The sequence below is a fragment of the Erwinia sp. B116 genome (assembly GCF_002865965.1).
In the GTDB taxonomy this organism is placed as follows: domain Bacteria; phylum Pseudomonadota; class Gammaproteobacteria; order Enterobacterales; family Enterobacteriaceae; genus Erwinia.
Window position 1 is genome coordinate 49,495 of the sequence record NZ_JRZZ01000012.1, and the last position, 17,732, is coordinate 67,226.

At 59.3% G+C, this 17,732-nt stretch carries 11 protein-coding genes; 4 read left to right on the forward strand and 7 right to left on the reverse strand.

Annotation, left to right across the window (positions count from 1 at the left end; all coding sequences use genetic code 11):
* Positions 1-155: 155 nt before the first annotated feature.
* The gene (locus NV64_RS10895; RefSeq protein ID WP_101505912.1) at positions 156-3,992 is read right to left on the reverse strand and encodes a transporter substrate-binding domain-containing protein; all 3,837 of its coding nucleotides are present in this window, start codon (positions 3,990-3,992) and stop codon (positions 156-158) included.
* 3 nt (positions 3,993-3,995) lie between these two features.
* Positions 3,996-4,619: a response regulator gene (locus NV64_RS10900; protein ID WP_101505913.1), complete on the reverse strand. Its 624-nt coding sequence runs from the start codon at positions 4,617-4,619 to the stop codon at positions 3,996-3,998.
* Positions 4,620-5,151: 532 nt separating this feature from the next.
* Between NV64_RS10900 and ompR the strand changes: the two genes are divergently transcribed.
* Together ompR and envZ are read left to right on the forward strand one after the other, a co-directional pair.
* Entirely contained in the window at positions 5,152-5,871 is a 720-nt protein-coding gene (ompR, locus tag NV64_RS10905; protein WP_001157751.1) for a two-component system response regulator OmpR, read from the forward strand.
* Entirely contained in the window at positions 5,868-7,220 is a 1,353-nt protein-coding gene (gene envZ, locus NV64_RS10910; RefSeq protein WP_101505914.1) for a two-component system sensor histidine kinase EnvZ, read from the forward strand. Before ompR ends, envZ begins: the two co-directional genes overlap by 4 nt.
* Positions 7,221-7,318: 98 nt before the next feature.
* On the opposite strand, the gene pckA is transcribed toward envZ, so the two are convergent.
* From pckA to NV64_RS10930, 4 genes are all read right to left on the reverse strand, one after another.
* Positions 7,319-8,938: a phosphoenolpyruvate carboxykinase (ATP) gene (pckA, locus tag NV64_RS10915; protein WP_101505915.1), complete on the reverse strand. Its 1,620-nt coding sequence runs from the start codon at positions 8,936-8,938 to the stop codon at positions 7,319-7,321.
* 448 nt (positions 8,939-9,386) lie between these two features.
* Positions 9,387-10,265 carry an Hsp33 family molecular chaperone HslO gene (gene hslO / locus NV64_RS10920; protein ID WP_101505916.1) on the reverse strand — a complete coding sequence of 293 codons (879 nt, stop codon included), beginning with the start codon at positions 10,263-10,265 and terminating at the stop codon, positions 9,387-9,389.
* 30 nt (positions 10,266-10,295) lie between these two features.
* Positions 10,296-10,703: a ribosome-associated heat shock protein Hsp15 gene (hslR, locus tag NV64_RS10925; RefSeq protein WP_056232549.1), complete on the reverse strand. Its 408-nt coding sequence runs from the start codon at positions 10,701-10,703 to the stop codon at positions 10,296-10,298.
* 133 nt (positions 10,704-10,836) lie between these two features.
* The gene (locus tag NV64_RS10930) at positions 10,837-12,969 is read right to left on the reverse strand and encodes an intracellular growth attenuator family protein (RefSeq protein ID WP_056232547.1); all 2,133 of its coding nucleotides are present in this window, start codon (positions 12,967-12,969) and stop codon (positions 10,837-10,839) included.
* Between the two features lie 403 nt (positions 12,970-13,372).
* On the opposite strand from NV64_RS10930, the gene nudE reads away from it, so the two are divergent.
* Positions 13,373-13,939: an ADP compounds hydrolase NudE gene (gene nudE, locus NV64_RS10935; RefSeq protein WP_056232545.1), complete on the forward strand. Its 567-nt coding sequence runs from the start codon at positions 13,373-13,375 to the stop codon at positions 13,937-13,939.
* A gap of 159 nt (positions 13,940-14,098) precedes the next feature.
* On the opposite strand, the gene mrcA is transcribed toward nudE, so the two are convergent.
* Entirely contained in the window at positions 14,099-16,654 is a 2,556-nt protein-coding gene (gene mrcA / locus NV64_RS10940) for a peptidoglycan glycosyltransferase/peptidoglycan DD-transpeptidase MrcA (protein ID WP_101505917.1), read from the reverse strand.
* A 116-nt stretch (positions 16,655-16,770) separates the two neighbouring features.
* Here mrcA and pilM point away from each other — a divergent pair, with 116 nt between their 5' ends.
* Positions 16,771-17,592: a type IV pilus biogenesis protein PilM gene (gene pilM, locus NV64_RS10945; RefSeq protein ID WP_101505918.1), complete on the forward strand. Its 822-nt coding sequence runs from the start codon at positions 16,771-16,773 to the stop codon at positions 17,590-17,592.
* The last annotated feature ends 140 nt before the right edge of the window (positions 17,593-17,732 follow it).

The following is a 17,732-nucleotide window of genomic DNA, read 5'->3' on the forward strand; positions in this document are numbered from 1 at the left end:
TCATATTATCTATTATCTTTCTCGCTAACTGCTGATAATACAGCGCGTTCAGGAAATAAAAATAAGACAGCGCTTCGGCGTTTGTAAGTTGAGGACTACAAACACCGAAGCGGCTGGGATCACCCAGGGCAAGGGAGTATCAGGCCAGGGAAGTGTCAATCGGTGGTATCAGCCAACTGGTAGCGGATCGCCTGGTCCAGCTGTGCCAGCAGCTGCAGCAGGTCGTCAAGTGCCAGTGGTGTCAGCGTCAGCGGCTGTTGCAGACACTGCTGTTCCAGCGTGTCGCACAACACTTCGATCTGCTCAGCACCGAGGATAGACGCGGCACCGCTGAGGCGATGCAGGCAGGAAGCCAGCTGCGGCCAGGCCTGCTGTTGCAGGCAGCGACGAGCCTGGTCGCCATCTTTCTGATTCTCTTCGCGGGTTTTTTCCAGCATTTGCCGCAGCAGTGAGGGCTGTGAGGCGGTGAGCTGCTGCAGCCCTGTCAGGTCAATCAGCGTGTCCAGCGACACAGGGGGCGCTGCCGACATCACATCATTCGTGAGAGCAGGTGATTCGCTGAGAGAGTCCGATCCGATCTGCGCTGAACAGGAGGATGTCTGTTCTGGCCGCGGTGTTGATTCAGCATTGGGCTGCGGTACCACAGGTACCACTCCGGCCAGCAACTGCATCAGCCCTGCCAGCGTCAGTGGTTTAAACAGGCACTGATCCATTCCGGCGTCGAGGCAACGTGCCCGCACTTCCGGCTGGGCGTTAGCAGTAAGCCCCCAAACGGTGGCCTCAGCATCAAAACGCCGGATGGCGTCGGCCAGCTGGTATCCGTCCATATACGGCATATTGCAGTCGGTGATCAACAGATCAAAACGCTGCGGTTGCCACAGCTGTAGCGCCCGAATGCCGTCTTCAGCTTCGGTCACCCGGTGGCCCAGCGTTTCCAGCTGATGCCGCAGCAGCAGACGGTTGGTTGGGTGATCGTCAGTAATCAGCACGTTAAGTGGCCGGCCATTGCGGAGGCTGGCGGCCGTTGCGGCCGTATTGCTGAGCACGCGTGGCCGTGACGGGACGCTAAGCTGCAACGTGAACACGGTTCCCTGGCCCGGAGCACTATGCATCGTCAGCTCTCCGCCCATTTTTTCCACCAGCTCTTTGCTGATCACCAGCCCGAGGCCACTGCCGGTTTGTCGCCGCCCGGCCTCCAACTGGCTGAAAGGCTTGAACAGTTTTGCCTGGTCTGCGGCCGTCATACCCGGGCCGCTGTCGCTAATCTGCACGCTGAGTTGCAGGGCGGCGTCAGCCTGCAACTGGCTGATGAGTGTTACGCTGATCTCGCCAGCCTGCGTAAATTTCACCGCGTTGCCGATCAGGTTCGCCAGTACCTGGCGCAGACGTACCGCATCCAGCCAGACATCTTCGCTGCCGCTGGCCGGGTTGTCGCGATGGCTTACCTGTTCCGCTACGCTGACAACACGGGCAACTTCACCGTTGCCCGTGTTGTCAGCCCAGCCTGCGTGACCGGAATCGCTCATGTTGCCTGCGGTATGGAAGCTGAGTCTGAGCCCCTTCTGCTGAGCCTGCCCGGCAAAAATCTGCAGCGTTCCCGCTACCAGTGTTTCCACGTCCACCCACTCCGGTACCAGTTCCAGCTGGCCGGACTCAATTTTTGCCATATCGAGAATGTCGCCAATAATCCCCAGCAATGACTGAGCTGCACCGTGTGCGAGGCGGATCTCATCATCTTCTTCGACAGGCTGGCGGTGGCGGCTGTTAACCAGCTCCAGCAGCCCGATAATGGCGCTAACCGGCGTGCGCACTTCGTGGCTCATGGTCGCCAGGAAGGTGGTTTTGGCCCGGTTTGCGGCCTCTGCTTTCTCTTTTTCCTGTGAAACCTGCTGCAGTAACTGTTGCTGCTCGGTAATGTCCTGCCAGCCGCAGATCAACCCGGCCAACTGGCGGTCGGCGTCCAGCCACGGCGTCGCCCAGTGAATGATAATTTTGGGCTCGCTGCCGTGCGTCAGTGTCCAGGTTTTTACCTGCTGCAGGCTTTCTGTCTCTTCCGGAAGCGTGGTGGCAGACATCTGCGCGGAGAGATCGTCAATCAACGGTGAAAGTGGATGTCGGCGATCAAACAACGGCAGTGCGAGGGTCTTCGCGTCCTGGCTGGCAAAGAAACTGTCGAAAGCGCGGTTACGGCTGATGATCTCGCCCAGCGGATTGACGACGTAAACCGGGGTAGGTGAGCCGTTAAGTAAAATATCGCGGAAAGCCAGCTGGGCCAGTAAGTCGGCCTGTGCCTGCTGGCGCACCCGGATGGTGCGGCGTAACGAGATGCCCCATACCAGCGAGCTAAGGATCAGCAGCGTTGAGAGGGCGACCAGCCAGTAAAACGGCGTGTCATACAGTTCCCAGGTATCCTGTTCGATATCGGGCGTACCCTGCCACTTGTTAACAACACTGGTTATATAGCTGGGCGGGATATCATGCAGTGCCTTATTGAGTATGCTCTCCAGTTCTGGCGAGTCTTTACGCACGGCAAAACCGATTCTGGCCGGGGTTTGCTCGAGGCGGCTGGCAATTTTCAGCTGGCCCCTGAAGTAACGATCAATGGTATAGCCCGCTCCGGACAGGGAAGCGATGGCACCATCGGCTTTCCCGGCTACCACCTGTTGTAACGCCTGGCTGACGTTATTTGCGGTTAGCCAGCGAATGTCCGGATAGCGTTGCCTGACCTCATCACTGAGTGCGCTGCCGGATAGGGTGATAAGGGTTAACCCGTTGCGCAGTTCGGTCGGCGCGTTATCTCTGTTTTTGACCACCAGTACAAACGGGGTGGAGACGTAGCTGCTGGTAAAGTTCAGCACATTTTCCCATTGCGGGCTGGCACTTAAGGCTGCGACAAAGTCTGCTTCTCCGTGGTTAAGGGTATCGAACATGGCATCAAACGAGTTCACGACTACCGGAGTAAAGTTCAGCCCGGTACGCAGATGGATCAGCCGCAGAATATCGGCGCTGATGCCGTGGAACTCTCCACGATCATTCACGACCGTAAGTGGGGCAAAAAACGGATTGATCACCACCTTCAATTGCGAATGCTGCGCCAGCCAACGGGATTCCTGCGGCGTCAGCGCCAGCGGGGCGTGGAGGTAGAGCAATTCGGCCCCGCGGCTCCAGCGGCTGACCATCGCCTGGCTTACCGCGGGCGGAATTGCACCGATCGTCGTGTCGAGCGCACGGCGCAGAACCGGCTGATCGCGGCGGAAAATAAACCGTGCCCCGGCCGCTTCCTGCGGTAGCAGAGAGACGACGGCGAGGGTATTGGCGTAGTTGCGGTCTATCATAAAGTTCGCGCTGATCATATCCGCCACCATAAAATCAGCCTTGCCAGTGGCCACGGCGGCGATCGCGCTCTGATTGTTGTCATAGCGCCGTATGCGCGCCTGCGGGTACTGCTCCGTTAACCGGGCATCCGGCAGGTAGTCGCGTGCCACCGCCAGGGTGATGTTGCGCGTGGTGTGGGCAGGCCAGCTCATTTCCCCTTCGCGCCCCACCAGCACCGGCCGGTTTGGCTGGAAATCGCGTGATCCGGTGAGTTCCGGAGACGCAGGCGGTGTCATGCCTGCGTCATCGACCATCATGTCCACATCGCCATCAATCACCCCCTGCAGTGCCGCGCTGCGTGAGGGATACTGCAGCACACGGGTTTTCATTCCCAGGCTGTCAGCAATCATTGTCAGATAATCCGCATTAATACCCGAGTACCCCTGCTGGCTGGACATCACTTCGAATGGTGGGTTGGTCGGTCGCCAGATCGCCACGCTGAGCTGGCGTTTTTCACCCAGCCAGCGCCAGTCGCGGTCGGCCAGGTTGACACTGATCGTGGCAGGGGGGGCGTTGCTGTGTAGCGTCACAGGCTGTGGCGCAGGGCTGGCCGCGCCGCCAGGCGAGCTGAACAATAATGTCACGATCGCCAGCGCGGGCAGCAGCTTTTTCAGCATGGTTTATTCCATATTGTTGCGGATAGAAAAGTCGTAAACTTCTTTCTGGCTCTGGCAGCCGAGTTTTTCCCGCATTCTGATTTTATAGGTGCTGACGGTTTTATTGCTGATCCTCATCTGCTCTGCGATCTCCATATTGGTCAGTCCCTGCGCCACCAGACGAAATACAATCAGCTCCTGCGCGGAGAGTGAATTAAGTTTGTCGCTGTCGCTCATACCCGCGGAGACATCGCCATCTTCCAGCGATATCGGGAAGTAACCGTAACCGTTCTGCGCTGCCTGAATCGCATTCACCAGTGATGGCAGATCATTTTTTTTGCTGACAAAGCCGTTGGCTTTCACCTCAGCGCTGCGTTGGCCGTAGAAGGCAGAGTTCTTCCCTGAAATGACGATAATGATGCCGGTGAAACGGTAGTTGCGCAGACGTTTAACCACGTCGATGCCGTTAATACCGGGGAGGTCGACATCAATAATCACGATATCCGGTTGCTGCTGCTGCACCATCGCCTGCACGGCGGTGCCGTTGTCACAGGTACCCGCGACGATAAAGCCGGCATTCTCCAGAAGTATTTTAATCGCCATCACCGCGAGAGGATGATCATCAACAATAATTACCTTGTTTGTCATTAGTTATAACCTTGCAGATAATAAATTTCATTACTGGTTACGCTGGTACGCATCGTCCTGAGGTCAGACGTTTTGTGAGGGTGAGTCATAACGGATTCTTATCCGGGCTGCGCTGAATCAGCAGAACAATTTCAGAGTACACTGACTCAATCAGCGCGTAAAACGGACAGTGCGTGTTCGACAACAGCGGACATGATCCGGCAATCTGCGTACCTTAACCTGGTGTGCTGTCGGTCAGAATCAGAAGAAGTGACACGGAGTGTAGTCCATATCCTACCTTTCTTCGTCTGCTACAACGTCCATGCTGACAGGACGTTCTGTAAACCCTGTGCTTACTGTCTGTTTGTGATGGCAAAATCAGCCTTTTTGACGGTTGATTGCGGCGTGCTGGGGATGCGAAATGCAATATAAACCCCTGTTTAATATGCTTTGTAACAATTTCGGCTACAATATAAACCATTATTGACTGTTACATTCAGGCATCTTTTTTAAAAATACCAGCTCAGGCAATAGCGCCTTTGGGAGTAACGAAATGCAAGAAAACTACAAAATTCTGGTCGTGGATGACGATATGCGCCTGCGTGCGTTACTGGAGCGTTATCTGACCGAACAGGGCTTCCAGGTGCGTAGCGTGGCCAATGCCGAACAGATGGACCGCCTGCTGACCCGCGAGTCCTTCCACCTGATGGTGCTGGACCTGATGTTACCGGGCGAAGACGGCCTGTCGATCTGTCGCCGTCTGCGCAGCCAGAGCAACCCGATGCCGATCATTATGGTCACGGCGAAAGGGGAAGAGGTTGACCGTATCGTCGGCCTGGAAATCGGTGCCGATGACTACATCCCTAAACCGTTTAACCCGCGTGAACTGCTGGCACGTATCCGCGCCGTGCTGCGTCGCCAGGCCAACGAGCTGCCGGGTGCCCCGTCGCAGGAAGAGGCGGTGATCGCCTTCGGTAAGTTTAAGCTGAACCTCGGCACCCGCGAGATGTTCCGCGAAGATGAGCCAATGCCGCTGACCAGCGGGGAGTTCGCGGTGCTGAAAGCGCTGGTGAGCCACCCGCGTGAACCGTTGTCGCGCGATAAGCTGATGAACCTGGCCCGTGGCCGCGAATACAGCGCCATGGAGCGCTCGATCGACGTGCAGATCTCCCGCCTGCGCCGCATGGTGGAAGAAGACCCGGCGCACCCGCGCTATATCCAGACCGTCTGGGGCCTCGGTTACGTGTTTGTACCGGACGGCAGTAAAGCATGAGGCGATTCCGCTTCTCTCCCCGCAGTTCGTTTGCCCGCACGCTGCTGTTGATCGTGACCCTGCTGTTTGTCAGCCTGGTCACGACCTACCTGGTGGTGCTGAACTTTGCCATTCTGCCGAGCCTGCAGCAGTTTAACAAAGTGCTGGCCTATGAAGTGCGGATGCTGATGACCGACCGGCTGCAGCTGGAAGATGGCACGCAGCTGGAGGTGCCACCGGCCTTCCGCCGTGAAATCTACCGCGAGCTGGGCATCTCGCTGTATACCAATGCGGCGGCGGAAGAGAGCGGATTGCGCTGGGCGCAGCACTACGAGTTTTTAAGCCAGCAGATGGCGCAGCAGCTGGGCGGGCCGACCGATGTGCGGGTTGAAGTTAATAAAAACTCGCCGGTGGTGTGGCTGAAAACCTGGCTGTCGCCGGATATCTGGGTGCGCGTGCCGCTGACGGAGATCCACCAGGGCGACTTCTCGCCGCTGTTCCGCTATACGCTGGCGATTATGCTGCTGGCGATCGGCGGTGCCTGGCTGTTTATCCGCATCCAGAACCGACCCTTAGTCGAACTGGAGCACGCTGCGGTGCAGGTGGGAAAAGGCATTATTCCGCCGCCGCTGCGCGAGTACGGCGCGTCGGAGGTGCGATCGGTGACCCGGGCCTTTAATCAAATGGCCTCCGGCGTTAAGCAGCTGGCTGACGATCGCACGCTGTTAATGGCCGGGGTCAGCCACGATTTGCGCACGCCGCTGACGCGTATTCGCCTGGCGACGGAGATGATGTCCGAACAGGACGGCTATCTGGCCGAGTCGATCAATAAAGATATCGAAGAGTGCAACGCGATTATCGAACAGTTTATCGACTACCTGCGCACCGGCCAGGAGATGCAGTTTGAGGTCGCCGATCTGAATGGCGTACTGGGTGAGGTTGTGGCGGCCGAAAGCGGCTACGAACGCGAGATCGAAAGCGCGGTGATGCCGTCGGAACTGATGCTGGATATTAATCCGCTGGCGATCAAGCGTGCTGCGGCCAATATGGTAGTTAATGCCGCGCGTTACGGCAACGGCTGGATCAAGGTCAGTTCGGGACGTGAGCTGCAACGGGCGTGGTTCCAGGTGGAAGATGATGGCCCGGGCATTGAGCCGGACCAGCTTAAACATCTGTTCCAGCCGTTTGTACGCGGTGACAGCGCGCGCAGCACCAGCGGAACCGGCCTGGGCCTCGCCATCGTGCAGCGTATTATCGACGCCCACCAGGGCACGCTGGAGATTGGACGTAGCGACAGGGGCGGCCTGAAAATCCGTGCCTGGCTGCCGCTGCCGCCGGTGAACACCCTGCCGGGAACCCCGGCACCCTGACCGCCTGACTGCCTGACTGCCTGACTGCCTGACTGCCTGACTGCCTGACTGCCTGACTGCCTGACTGCCTGACCGCCTGACCGCGGTCACAAACGTCCTCAGAGTTTCGGGCCCGCCTTCACCAGCGCGGCACCCGCTGCGGTATCGGTAAATTTTTCAAAGTTGGTGATAAAGCGCTGCGCCAGATCCTGCGCCTTCGTTTGCCACTCCGACCCGTTAGCGTAGCTGTTACGCGGATCCAGTAGCTGACCGTCTACGCCGCTGACCTGCAGCGGCATCGCCAGGTTAAACACCGGCAGCGTTACCGTCTCCCCCTCGTTAAGTTCGCCGCTGAGAATGGCGTTGATGATGTTGCGGGTGTCCTGCAGCGAAAACCGTTTACCGCTGCCGTTCCAGCCGGTATTCACCAGCCACGCCTGCGCGCCGGCGGCCTGCATACGTTTTACCAGCACCTCGGCGTACTGCGTCGGGTGCAGGGTGAGGAACGCCGCGCCAAAGCAGGCGGAGAAGGTTGGCGTCGGTTCGGTGACGCCGCGCTCGGTGCCGGCCAGCTTGGCGGTAAAGCCGGACAGAAAGTGGTACTGCGTTTGTGCCGGGGTCAGCCGTGACACCGGCGGCAGCACGCCAAAGGCGTCGGCGGTGAGGAAGATCACGGTTTTCGCGTGACCCGCTTTCGAGACCGGCTTAACGATATTTTCAATATGATTAATCGGGTAAGAAACCCGGGTATTTTCGGTCCTGCTGCCGTCGGCGTAATCCACCGAGCCGTCCGCGCGTACCACCACGTTCTCCAGCAGCGCGTCGCGGCGGATGGCGTGATAAATCTCCGGCTCGGCCTGCGCGGAGAGGTTGATGGTTTTAGCGTAGCAGCCGCCTTCGAAGTTAAACACGCCGTCGTTATCCCAGCCGTGCTCGTCATCGCCAATCAGCTGGCGCTGCGGATCGGTCGAGAGGGTGGTCTTGCCGGTCCCGGAAAGCCCGAAGAATATCGCCACGTCGCCCTGTTTCCCCACGTTGGCCGAGCAGTGCATGGATGCGATCCCCTTCAACGGCAGCAGGGTGTTCATGATCGAGAACAGGCCCTTCTTCATTTCGCCACCGTACCAGCTGCCGCCGATCAGCTGCATACGCTCGGTCAGGTTAAACGCGACAAAATTTTCTGAGTTCAGCCCCTGCTCCTGCCAGTGCGGATTGGTACATTTTGCGCCGTTCATCACCACGAAGTCCGGGGTAAAACAGGAGAGCGACGCGTCGTCCGGCCGGATAAACATGTTTTTGACGAAGTGCGCCTGCCAGGCAACCTCGGTAATAAAACGCACGCACAGGCGGGTATCCGGGTTAGCGCCGCACCAGGCGTCGACCACAAACAGCCGCTTGCCGGAGAGCTGGCGGCTAACCAGCTCCTTCAGCGCATGCCAGGTCTCCGGCGTCAGCGGCTGGTTATCATTTTTACCGGTGCCCTGGTCGCTCCACCACAGCATGTCGCGGGTGGTCTCGTCACGCACCAGATACTTATCTTTTGGCGAACGGCCGGTAAAGACGCCGGTATCGACGGCAACGGCCCCGGAGTCGGTCACCGTACCGCGCTCGTAACCGGTCAGCCCGGGGCGGGTCTCTTCCTTAAACAGCAGGTCGTAATCGGGGTTATGGATTACCTCAGTCGTGGCGGTAATACCATAGGTAGCAAGCTCCCCGGAAGTCAGGCTGTATACGCTCATAACGGCTCCTTTGGTGGTGTGCTGCAACAACATAAATGGCGTGTTTCTGGATGAATAGCGATTAAATCCGCAGGTTTCGGTCAGGGCAGGATAAAAATCGGCTGGAGAGATCGCGCGCAGTGTACACCTGCTACGAGTAAGGGAAAGGGGTAAAAGGTAAAAGTGAGAGGCCGTACGTTATTCGTCCGTTCGGATTGCAGGATGCCGCAGGAGTCGTGTCAGAAGATGCGGTATTGCGGCGACTCAGGGGAATATGAGCCACTTCCCGGCGCGAGCGGGGCACCTGAACGGCACGACTGCGCAGGAGAAAACAGGGAAAGCCCGGTGGGTAAAATGATTCAGGCCATCGGGGAGTCTGGCAGGATAGAAATAGACCGCCGCTGAAGTCGCCACTAGCGGGCCCTCAGTTGAGGGCCCGCTAGTGGCGCGGGCGCAATGCCGCTATAAATCAGTGAACCTGTTGGTCCGCTGCCGCCGACCCGCTGCGGATGGCCGCAATATCCACCGCGTCGAAAACGTAGTGGCTGCCGCAGTAGTCACAGTGCATATCAATATTGCCATCTTCCGCCAGGATCTCGTCGACTTCGTGCTGCGGCAGGGTGCTCAGTACATCGGCGCAGCGCTCGCGCGAGCAGGTGCACTTAAAGCAAACCGGCTGCGGATCGTACACCGTCACCTCTTCCTGATGGTAGAGACGCCACAGGACTTCGTTCGCTGGCAGGGTCAGCAGCTCTTCGGTTTTCAGGGTTTCGGTCAGGGTGGCGAGGTGGCTGAAATCGTCCATCTGGCTGTCCTGGGCCGGCAGCACCTGCAGCAGTACGCCGCCTGCGCCCGGCTGGCCTTCGGCCTCACCGGTGTGGATAAACAGCCGGGTTGGCAGCTGCTCGGAACGCATAAAGTAATCTTCCAGACAGGCGGCCAGCGTGTCGCCTTCCAGACCGACTACGCCCTGATAGCGTTCACCCTCTTTCGGCGAAATGGTGATGATCAGGTAGCCGTTGCCGACCAGCTGTTTCAGGCTGCTGCCGTCGGCGATCTCGCCCTGCACGCGCGCCACGCCGCGCATCTCCTGCTGATTGTTACCGTTAATTACCGCCAGATTCAGCGGGCCGTCACCCTGCAGCTGTACGGTGATGTCACCGTCAAACTTCAGCGTGGCGGTCAGCAGGCTGGTGGCCACCAGCAGCTCGCCGAGGATCTGCTGCACCGGTTGCGGGTAGTCGTGCCCGGCGATGATTTCGCGCCAGGTCTGGGAAACGTTGACCAGTTCGCCGCGCACGGCGTGGTTTTCAAACAGGTAACGGTGCATCTGATCTTGCTGGGACATAACTTATTCTCTCATTGTGGCGGGCCGGGGTTACTCAGCACCCTCGCCGGAATTTTTAAATTTCATCAGGTCGCGACGCTCTTTTTTATCCGGGCGGCGGTCGGGGTGCGGCATGCTCAGCGCATTCAGCTTACGCGCCAGCGCCACCTTTTCGCGTTTCTCAATGCTCTGCGCGGTTTCAAGATAGAGCAGCCGGGCGTCGCCAGCCGGGCCGCGTTTGTCGCTGACGGCCTGGATCACTACCGTGCGCTCGTCGTTTCCCTGACGCAGCGTCAGTTCGGCACCGCTCTCTACCAGTTTGCTCGGCTTACCGCGCTGGCCGTTATAGTGAACCTTGCCGCCCTCGATCATCTCGCGGGCGATGGCGCGGGTTTTATAGAAGCGCGCCGCCCACAGCCATTTATCAAGACGGACCCCGTCAGTGGGTTTTTCTTTCATCGTGGCTCCTTGGGAATACCCCTATATGTGGGCACCTTGGGTGCTTTCAAGTCAGCGAAGGGATCGCCGCAGGAGGTACCGGGTCGGTGAAGTCAGATTAGACTTAAAAATAGCACAAACTGTACAGGGCCTGTCACGGGCGGATGGCCTTGATATCGCCCAGCGAGTGGCTGAAGCACTTATCGTAGTACTGCTGGATAGCCAGCAGGCGTTGACGATTGCGCTGAATACGCAGCAGGGCCAGCAGCGTGTTGAGGATAAAACCTGTCAGCAGCACCAGCAGCAGCAGGCTGGTGCCCAGATAACGCCACAGAGTCGTGACGTCGGGTTCGCTGTGCAGCACCACGTGTCGGGTGCCGTTGGCATCGGTGGTGATACCGGTGACGATGCCGGAAACGTTGAAAGGCGTATGCAGCATCATGCCGGCCAGCCGCTGCAGCGCCGGCCACTGGTCCGGCGCGTTGTAGTCAAACAGTGATACCGGCGGGGCTGGCTGGCTGACCAGCTGACGGCCTTCGTCGCTGATCAGCAAAAAACCGCCCGGCGGCGGGCTGTTCAGCGCTTCGGCAGCCCGGCGCGTTTCGCGATAGAAGAAGGTGGCGGTGGCGGTGTTGACCAGATTTTCCAGCGCGTCGGCGCTGACCGGACGCAGAATCACGTTAGTGCCGTTCAGCGCCCCGGAGTCCGCGCGGCGTACCAGCGTCGGCCAGTCTTTGGCGCTGCCGAGGTTGACCAGCGCGTTTTTCAGCCGGACGCAATCCTGCTCCTGGCTGCACAGCGCCTGAGTTTTCTGCACAATATCCGAAAAGTCATCCAGAAGGATCATCCCGGCCTTCTGAATGGCGCTGGCCAGCTGCGGGTTCAGCTTGGCATCGCCGCCGGTTTGCGGGTGCAGCTGCTGGCTGATGGCGTCCACCAGTGCGGTGGCCTTATCGATCACCTCTGACTGCGGCAGCGGTAGCGGCACGGCGTTATTCCAGTACACCGCAGAACAGTCGAACGGCATAAACGCGTAGTTTCGGTTGCCCTGATAAATGGCCGGTACTGAACACATCCCGGTACCTTTTACCCGCAGGCTGTCGCCGACGCGCAGGTGGGCTTTTTCCAGCTCGCTGACCTGGCTGACCTGCAGGCTTTCGGTGCCCTTAATCCACGCCAGGCTGATTTTCCACGGCATGCTGAGGGGAACCCAGCTCATCAGCAGCGCCAGCACCAGCAGGCAACCGGCCGCCAGCACCACGTTTTTGCGCCAGCGCTGCAGGGGAAAATTACGCACTTCATCCTGCAGCGACAGGAAGCGCCCCTGGCGCACTACGTGGCGGCTGAGGTAGAGATCGATTTCTGTGGTCTGGCCGAGATCCTGGGTGACGTAGTTCTGCCAGTGCGGCGGATAGATCAGATCGATGATGCCCAGCGAGATCGAACTGGCCTGGCCCTGGTTCGATTCACCAAACAGCCCCCAGCGTTTCGGCGTGCCGCGCAGGCAGTGGATATCACGCAGTGCCTTGCTGGCGGGCGGGCGATAGAGGAACCAGCAGCTGACCAGCACCATGCTGACGCCGGCCAGCACCAGCCACGGCATCAGCACCAGCGGTCCGGTCAGGGCAACGAAGAACAGCAGCAGGGCCACGCCGATCACCAGCGCCTCACGCGTGCCGTCCGGCCGGTTCAGCGCGTACTCTTCCGCACTCTCTTTACGCACGCGCAGCAGCTCAACGTTTTCCCTCTCTTCCTGGCGGATTGAGGCGTTTTGTCCGCTGACGCGCAGGGCGCTGCTGAGCACCGGGGGCTCCCAGCGGTATTCGTCAAGCGTATGGCCGTTCAGGGAGATAACTAATGGCACGCTTTGCGTTTTAATCAGCTCGACGAAGTTCTCTTCGGCAATGAACTGCTCCCACTGGGCGGGCAGATGCACCTCAACTTCATCAAGGTAGTAGCGCCACTTATGCGGTTCGTCGGTCGACAGACCGTAGCGGGTGATGGCCCGAGTGACCGGGTAAACGTTGTTGCTTTGTGACGTTAAGGCGAGCTGCTGCGGCGAGCTGCTGGATCCTGACGGGATCGTACCGCTACGATGGCGCGCCAGCGCGGACAGATAGCGTTCAACCGCCGCACGCTCTGTGCTGTTCAGCTTGCGATTGGGGGGGCTGATAAACGGCAGGGGTTTAGCAAAAGGCGGGCGATGGCGCATGGCGAACCAGAACAGGCAGCCGGCCACGACGAAGCCGGCCAGCATTACAGCCAGGATGATGACCACTGTGCTCATGCTTCCCTCATTTCCGCCACGATTCCCCTGTCACCGTTCTCGCGTAAGACTCTCGTCATGCCCTGACCAATTGTGGCGAGTTTGCGCCGTGCTTGCAATCAGCAATAAATGGAAAAAGAGTAATAAAAATCATAGCGTTATAATGTTTGTATTCGATGCCCGTCCTGAATGGTACCCGGAATTTCTCATGAAGAATATCGGCATAATCCTATTTATCTGCGGGTGGCTTGACTTGCATTAAAAGAATTTCCTTATGTTTACAATGATTTGTTATAAATAGGTGAAATGATTCATGCGATGATTGGATTCCTGCGGTGGCTGCCGCACAATGAACGTTAATACGGTCAGTTCCCGCTGTCGACGCGGGTACCGGCGCTTACTTCGGTTATATCCTGGGGCCATGATGACCAGACAATTACAAAAACCTGACATCCTCAAGGTCGAGACGGTGGCGCAATCGCGGTTGTTTACCGTTGAAGCGGTGGATCTTGCCTTCAGCAACGGCGCACGCCGGGTCTATGAACGGATGCGCCCGTCCGATCGTGAAGCGGTGATGATTGTGCCGATCGTTGACGATCACCTGATCCTGATTCAGGAGTACGCGGTGGGGCTGGAGTGCTACGAGCTGGGCTTCCCTAAAGGGTTGATCGACCCGGGTGAAACCCCGTTTGAGGCCGCGAACCGTGAGCTGAAAGAAGAGGCCGGTTTTGGGGCAGAGCAGCTGGAAAGTCTCGGCAGGCTGACCATGGCCCCCTCCTATTTCTCCAGTAAAATGAATATCGTGGTGGCGGAAGGGTTGTATCCGGAACAGCTTGAAGGAGATGAACCGGAGCCGCTGCCGCAGCTGCGCTGGCCGCTTAACAACCTGCTGGCGCTGCTTGATGAGCCGGATTTCCGCGAAGCGCGTAACGTCAGCGCGCTGTTTCTGGTGCGTGAATGGCTGGTGAAGCAGGGGCGTATAGCGTACTGATCCGCAGGTAAACGCGGTACGCGCAGTCATACAGCGGTGACGCCTTTGTAGTAAACGCGCAATCACAACGTTATTCAGGATCGGGCGCGGAGATAAAAAAAAGGCCGGGTTGCCCCGGCCTGTATCGCTGAACCGCCGGGCTGGCCCGGCATCATTCGATCAGAACAGCTCGTGGCTTTCGCCGTTATCAATAAGCGTGGTACCGGTGTCGTGCACGGAGTATTCGGTGGGCTGGGTGCCCTCGATAAAGTACTCCTGGCGGGTGTTGCCGCCACCGTTGGCCAGCTTACCGGTGCCGCGGTCGATATTCACCGTCACCACGCCCTGCGGCGGCGTCAGTGGCTCTAGCGGTACGCCATCCAGCGCGCTTTTCATATAATCATCCCACGCCGGCTGAGCACTCTTGGCCCCGCCTTCGTAGCCGGAGATCTGCTCCTTGATCGCCCCTGACGCAGTGGTGCGCCCCAGATCGCGGCGGTGGTCGTCAAAACCAATCCACACCGAGGTCACCACGCCAGGGCCGTAGCCGGAGAACCAGGCGTCCTTCGAGCTGTTGGTGGTGCCTGTTTTGCCGCCGATATCGTTGCGTTTCAGCTCCTTGCCGGCACGCCAGCCGGTGCCCATCCAGCCGGGCTCGCCGAAGATGTTCGAGTTCAGCGCGCTTTTGATCAGGAACGACAGCGGAGTGTTGATCACGTGTGGCGCATACTGCTGCTCACCGTCCTGCTGCACCTGCTGCTGAGTGACTTCGCCCAGCTGCGGCTGCGATACGGCAAAGTTGGTTTTCTCCTGCGATACCGCCACGTTTTCCACGCTGTCTTCGCTCAGCGCCACCGCCTTTTGGGTCTCGCCGTAAATCACCGGCAGATTGCACTGCGGGCAGGCGATTTTCGGTTTGACCTCAAAGACCTTGTCACCCTGCTCGTTCTCAATGCGGGTAATAAAGTACGGATCGACCAGGAAACCACCGTTGGCCATCACCGAATAGCCGCGCACCATCTGCAGCGGGGTGAAGGAGGCCGAGCCCAGCGCCAGCGATTCGGTATGCACGATATTTTCCGCCGGGAAGCCGAAGCGTTGCAGATACTCAGCGGCGTAGTCGACGCCCATGGCGCGCATGGCGCGCACCATCACCACGTTTTTCGACTCACCCAGCCCCTGACGCAGGCGGATTGGCCCGGCGTAGGTGTTCGGTGAGTTTTTCGGCCGCCAGTCGGCACCGGCACCGGCATCCCAGCGCGAGATCGGCACGTCGTTGAGGATCGAGGCCAGCGTCAGGCCGCGATCCATCGCTGCGGTATACAGGAAGGGTTTGATGTTCGAACCGACCTGACGCAGCGCCTGGGTGGCGCGGTTAAATTTGCTGAGGTTGAAGTCGAAGCCGCCGACCAGCGCGCGCACGGCACCGTCGTTGGGATCGAGCGACACCAGCGAGGAGTTGACGTCCGGCACCTGGGCGAGCTGCCAGGCGTTGTCCACCTGGCGCAGCCAGATCTGCTGGCCGGGTTGCAGCACCTGGCTCACGGAGCGTGGTGTGGCGCCCTGCAGCGTATCCGACTTAAACGGACGCGCCCAGCGGACGGCCGCCAGATCGAGGCTGACGATGCTGCCGTCACGCAGCGTGGCGCTGGCCTGCTCGCTGCTCGCCTGGGTGACCACCGCCGGATTAAGCGGGCCATAGACCGGCAGCGCTCTCAGGGTCTTCACGATCTCCGCATGGCCCCAGGCCGGCTGGCTGGCCTGCCACAGCACGCTGGCCGGGCCGCGGTAGCCGTGGCGCATATCGTAGGCGATCACGTTGTTCTGTACCGCGTCCTGCGCGGCCAGCTGCAGCTTGCGGGTGACGGTGGTGTAGACCTTGTAGCCGTCGTTGTAGGCGTCTTCACCGTAACGCTTAACCATCTCCTGGCGCACCATTTCGGTCAGATACGCGGCGCCGAAGGCGATCTCCGGCGTGTGGTAGTTAGCGACCAGCGGCGTGTTACGCGCCTCATCATACTGTGACTGGGTGATGTACTGCTGGTCCAGCATGCGCGCCAGCACCGTATTACGGCGCTGCACCGCCCGGGTATGGGAGTAGAGCGGGTTAAAGGTCGACGGCGCTTTCGGCAGGCCGGCAATCATCGCCATTTCGCTCAGCGACAGCTCATCGACGTTTTTACCGAAGTAGACCTGCGCCGCCGCGCCCACGCCATAGGCGCGGTAGCCGAGGTAGATCTTGTTCAGGTACAGCTCAAGGATCTCATCTTTGCTCATCGTCTGTTCGATACGAATCGCCAGGAAAGCTTCCTTGATTTTGCGCGTCAGCGTTTTTTCGGGGCTGAGGAAGAAGTTCCTCGCCAGCTGCTGGGTGATGGTACTGGCACCCTGCGAGGCGTGCCCTGACATCAGCGCAATGCTGGCAGCACGGAAAATGCCGATCGGATCGACGCCGTGGTGCTCATAAAAGCGGCTGTCTTCGGTGGCAATAAAGGCCTTCACCAGCTGCGGCGGCATCTGCTGCAACGTCAGGGGGATACGGCGTTTTTCACCGTACTGGGCGATCAGCTCGTTGTCTGCGCTGAACACCTGCATCGGCGTCTGCAGACGCACATCTTTCAGCGTGGCGACGTCGGGCAGCTGCGGCTCTATGTATTTGTATAAACCATAGATCGAGCCTGCTCCCAGCAAAATGCAACACACTGCAAGGATCAATAAATACTTTACGAACTTCACCTGATATTTCCCATTTAAAGTCGATTGGGCAGTTTATAAACAATCGCGCGGTAGTATAAAGGCTAGCCAGTAGCTTGGATACGTCCTTTTAAAACTGACGATAAGGAGATCGCCGCATGGCTCTTCAGATATGGCAGATCGGGCTGGATATTCAAAACGGGCAGCTGTGTGCCCTTGCCGTTCAGCAACGCCGCAACGGCTGGCAGCTCCGCCACTGGTGGCAACACGACCTGCCGCAAGATACGTTAAGAAATGGCCTCATGCAACGTCCGGACATCGTTAGCGCGCTGTTGCAGCGCTGGCGTCGGCTGTTGCCGGGCCGCTTTTCGCTACGGGTGGGGTTCCCGCCACATCCGGTAATGCAGCGCCCGCTGAGCCTGCCGGCGATGCGCCTGCACGAACCCGATCGCCACCGCTATATCACCGCGGCGGCGCGTCAGCTGTTCCCGATCGAGCCGGAGGCGCTGGCGCTGGATTACCGCTCTGCGGCCGCCGGGCAACTGATGCTGACCGCCACCCGCCAGGAAGCGTTACACAGCTGGGTCAGTTGTCTGCAGCAGGCCGGCCTAGTGCCGCAGGTGCTGGAACTGACCCCCGGTGCACTCGGCGTGCTGGCCGGTACCCTGAACCTTGACCCTCACGCCACGCTGGTACACCGCACCAGCGATCACTGGCTGTGGTATGCACCGCAGCATGCAGAACAGCCGTGGGGATGGTGTGCGCTGGAGGAGGCGGCAGACTTTGGCAGCCTGCATCTGAGTAAGCTGCCGGCGGCGGGTGAGATCTGGTACAGCTCGGCGCTGGCGGAGCCGCCGCCGCCGGGCACCCTGGCGCTGTCACCGCTGCAGGCGATGCGCTTCTGGCAGCCGCCGTTGCCTGCCTGTGCCGGTGCTTTTTCGCTGGCGATCGGGCTGGCGCTGCGCCCGGAGGATCGCTGATGGTGCCGGTCAATTTGCTGCCGTGGCGCACGCAGCGCCTGCGGCGGCAGTGGCGGCGCTGGTGTCTGCTGCTGTTGGTGGCTCTGCCGTTGTTGAGTGCCCTGCCGGGTCTGTGGCTGCAGTGGCAGCATCAGCTTAAC

Coding starts and splice junctions, on each gene's coding strand:
- NV64_RS10895 (WP_101505912.1), bottom strand. CDS start 3,992: ATGCTGAAAAAGCTGCTGCCCGCGCTGGCGATCGTGACATTATTGTTC.
- NV64_RS10900 (WP_101505913.1), bottom strand. CDS start 4,619: ATGACAAACAAGGTAATTATTGTTGATGATCATCCTCTCGCGGTGATG.
- ompR (WP_001157751.1), top strand. CDS start 5,152: ATGCAAGAAAACTACAAAATTCTGGTCGTGGATGACGATATGCGCCTG.
- envZ (WP_101505914.1), top strand. CDS start 5,868: ATGAGGCGATTCCGCTTCTCTCCCCGCAGTTCGTTTGCCCGCACGCTG.
- pckA (WP_101505915.1), bottom strand. CDS start 8,938: ATGAGCGTATACAGCCTGACTTCCGGGGAGCTTGCTACCTATGGTATT.
- hslO (WP_101505916.1), bottom strand. CDS start 10,265: ATGTCCCAGCAAGATCAGATGCACCGTTACCTGTTTGAAAACCACGCC.
- hslR (WP_056232549.1), bottom strand. CDS start 10,703: ATGAAAGAAAAACCCACTGACGGGGTCCGTCTTGATAAATGGCTGTGG.
- NV64_RS10930 (WP_056232547.1), bottom strand. CDS start 12,969: ATGAGCACAGTGGTCATCATCCTGGCTGTAATGCTGGCCGGCTTCGTC.
- nudE (WP_056232545.1), top strand. CDS start 13,373: ATGACCAGACAATTACAAAAACCTGACATCCTCAAGGTCGAGACGGTG.
- pilM (WP_101505918.1), top strand. CDS start 16,771: ATGGCTCTTCAGATATGGCAGATCGGGCTGGATATTCAAAACGGGCAG.